Source organism: Halobellus sp. H-GB7, assembly GCF_030848585.1.
Lineage (GTDB): Archaea > Halobacteriota > Halobacteria > Halobacteriales > Haloferacaceae > Haloquadratum > Haloquadratum inordinatus.
In genome coordinates this window covers 1-1,390 of record NZ_JAVDDW010000029.1, presented here as the reverse complement: position 1 = coordinate 1,390, position 1,390 = coordinate 1, and the positions used below count along the sequence as shown (strand labels likewise).

Below are 1,390 nucleotides of genomic sequence, written 5' to 3'. Positions count from 1 at the left end.
TCAGTACTTCACAAAGCCGGTTAGTTGAGACGTCTGCTTGCTGACGGTGTGTCCAATACCCAGCAAGCAGACGGTGAAATCCACGAGGACCAGCTCCTTAACTTCCTCGTCAACACGCTTGACGAGGAAGTAGGGCTCAGCCTCGGTAGCAACGCAGAAATCGATACTGAAGACATCTACGAGGTCCTCGTCGGCGCCTGCGCCGACGGGACCTCAATCTCCGAACTCTGTGAATCCAGTGACGACTCACCCCACGAAAACACGGTTCTGTACCATCTCCGCGAGAAATTCGACCTTGCGTCCGTTGAACGAGTTGGGAACGCGCTTCTCCAGAAGGACGTGCTGGAGATCCTCCCCGAGCAGGTGGAGGTCGTCGCCGACCTCCACCTGCGGCCCTACTACGGTGACGAAGACGAGACAGACGGCCTCTATCATTCAGAAGCCAAGCGTGGAACCACCGCGTTCCACGCCTACGCGACACTCTACGCGCGTGTGAAGAACAAACGCTACACGCTGGCGGTGCGCCGTCTCGTCGACGGCGACACCGCCAGCACTGTCCTCGCAGAGTTTCTCGGGATTCTTGACGGCCTTGACCTCAGCGTCAAGGCCGTCTATCTCGACCGCGAATTCTACGATAGCAAGTGTCTCACGCTGCTTCAGGCACACAACCACGCCTACGTGATGCCGATCGTCCGGTGGGGAAAGAAGATCAAGCAGGAACTCTCGGAAGGATGGAGCCGTGTCATCCGACACGATCTGACGGCGAAACTCGACGGTCACAGCTGGACCGTCGAGTTTCCCGTCTATATCGACTGTACCTACCAGAACGGGCGATACGACGAACACGGGGTGGCGCGTCACGGCTACGCCGCTGACGCGCCGTTCATTGACACGCCACGTGAAGCTCGAGACCACTACGCCAAACGCTTCGGTATCGAGGCCAGTTATCGGCTCTCCGAACAAAGTATTGCGACGACCACAACGCAGAATCCGGTCGTACGGCTGTTGTACGTCGTAGTGAGCCTGCTCTTACAGAACGTGTGGCGGTATCTGCACTGGGAGTTTGTGGCGACGCCCCGCCGTGGCGGGCGTCGCCTCTGGAAGTGGCCGTTCACGGAGTTCATCAGGATGATGTGCCGGGCAGCGTGGACGGCCCTCGCGACGCGTCGGGCCGTCCCCGCAAACCGGCCACCTGACGACCGGTTCCACCGGTAGTCACCGACCGAGCACGCCTCCACGTGAGTGGCAACGCTGTCGCGTCGGCGGCTGACCGCCGCCGACAGCGACCGCTTCCTCTTTTCCCAGCGTCACTTGCTCGCTACCAACGGCTCATCAGGACAGACTGGTGAGCTCAGATCGGGTTAGCTGGCGACGCCTTGTGAGGTACTGA

Annotated in this window: 1 protein-coding gene; it reads left to right on the top strand. The window is 60.1% G+C overall.

Annotated elements, in window-relative coordinates; all coding sequences use genetic code 11:
• Window positions 1–48 precede the first annotated feature (48 nt).
• Window positions 49–1,215 (top strand): ISH3 family transposase, encoded by a 1,167-nt coding sequence (locus RBH22_RS17745; RefSeq protein ID WP_306678735.1) that lies wholly within the window; start codon window positions 49–51, stop codon window positions 1,213–1,215.
• The last annotated feature ends 175 nt before the right edge of the window (window positions 1,216–1,390 follow it).